Source organism: Pseudoxanthomonas jiangsuensis, assembly GCF_010093185.1.
Classification (GTDB): Bacteria; Pseudomonadota; Gammaproteobacteria; order Xanthomonadales; family Xanthomonadaceae; genus Pseudoxanthomonas; species Pseudoxanthomonas jiangsuensis.
Genome location: NZ_PDWL01000059.1, coordinates 1 through 1,588 on the forward strand (window position 1 = coordinate 1; position 1,588 = coordinate 1,588).

At 59.6% G+C, this 1,588-nt stretch carries 1 protein-coding gene and 1 pseudogene; one reads left to right on the top strand and one right to left on the bottom strand.

Annotated features, from left to right (window positions below; all coding sequences use genetic code 11):
- Positions 1 to 239 (top strand): annotated as a pseudogene (locus tag CSC62_RS17140) (hypothetical protein); the annotation flags it as partial.
- 154 nt (positions 240 to 393) lie between these two features.
- Here CSC62_RS17140 and CSC62_RS17145 read toward each other — a convergent pair.
- Complete coding sequence (locus tag CSC62_RS17145) at positions 394 to 1,356, bottom strand: IS1595 family transposase (protein WP_160964030.1); 963 nt, start codon at positions 1,354 to 1,356, stop codon at positions 394 to 396.
- Positions 1,357 to 1,588: the final 232 nt, after the last annotated feature.

The window sequence follows — 1,588 nt, forward strand, 5'->3', positions numbered from 1 at the left end:
ATTCCAAGATGGAGCGCTTCACAAAAATGAGGACAAAGCATCCTGCTGGTCCGCAGGCTGCGTCAGCATTGGTTCGCGCATTGAGAGAAAACCATAGCTGTGCCGACAGGGCCGCCAGCACGAAAAATCTCTACCAGGCCTACGTGGATCCAGATGGCAATATTTCCGCTTTTAATGACGCGCCAGCGGGCTACGTAACTGATTATTTGAATGCCAAGGACTTCTTGAAAAAGATTTGAGAAACCTGATTGGCGCGCTACGTGAGCAGAGAAGGACGGCACGTCGCGCAAGCGGCGTTCGTCCCATGGCTTGACCCAGGCTAACGGGATCAAGCTCATCTCCTGGGCAAATGTTGGCGATTTCCTCAAATTTCGACCTGATTAGCCCTGTCTCTCAGCCATGAAAATTGCCCGCCATGCGCAAAGCCGGCTCCGGACAGGGCTTGCAACGCATCATCGCCGTGGCGAGTCGTGGCAGCATTTCGGGCAGGCGGAATCTGCGATTGAATCGGTAGGCCGCTTCGGCCAGATAACGTCTCGCATATTTGCTTTGCGCGATGGCGTGGTAGACGCCGCTGATGGCGCGTTTGAGGTTGCCAAGCACCACGTTGACCCACCTGGCACCGGCGGCCTCTGTGGCTGCGCGTCCGCCGCCGGTGTCCAGTGTGGTGTGTGCATGGCCGGCGTCTTCCAGGCGGCGGAAACAGGCCAACCCGTCGGTGTAGGCCTCGCATTCTGGCTTCAGGCGACGGGCGATCCAGTCCGTGAGCGCGGCATTGTCGAAGCTGCGCACCGGCTCGATCACCACAAAGCTCGGCGCCGTGAAGCTGGCATCGGTCTGCACCGCAATCAGGAACGGTTGCTTGTTCTCCGATCCGCGCCCAGCCTTGCCGCCGTTGCGCTCCCCTCCCAGGTAGGCATCGTCGATCTGCACGAACCCGGACAGTCGACGCGTGGCTTCGCGCTCGGCCATGACCTGCATGATCTTGTGCTTCATCCGCCAGGCGGTCTTGTAGTTGACGCCCAGATGACGCATCAGCTCCAGCGCAGCCATGTTGGTCTTGGTCGAGGTCAACAGGTGCAGCGCCAGCATCCAGGTGCGCAGTGACAGCTTGGTGCCCTGGAACATCGTGCCTGCGATCAGGCTGGTCTGATGCCGGCACGCGCTGCATTGATAGTAGATGGCGCCACCACGCTTGAAGCGCGAGCGCGCCCGTCCAGCGCAACAAGGACAGCGAAATCCCTGGGGCCACCGCCATCTATACAGAGCGCGGTAGCACTTGGCTTCGGTGCCGTAGGCTGCAAAAAAATCCGGCATCGACAGTCCAGCCTGGAACTGCACGGCATTGATGCTCATGGGGCCACCTCGTCGGCTTCAGGTGACAACAGCATCTGCCCAGGCCGGCGCAGATCTTGCGACTGCTGGCTGAGAGTTAGGGCTAATCAGGTAGTCCCATGGTGATCTCCTGCAGTAACTGTAGGATGCAAGTTTGGTGACTAGTTCTCCGATTCGCTTGGCCTCACCGAAGTCCTGGCTGGGACGACGAAGGCATTGCCGCAGAAGTTGAGGCTCGGCAGGGCGTCAAGAC

Coding starts and splice junctions, on each gene's coding strand:
- CSC62_RS17145 (WP_160964030.1), bottom strand. CDS start 1,356: ATGAGCATCAATGCCGTGCAGTTCCAGGCTGGACTGTCGATGCCGGAT.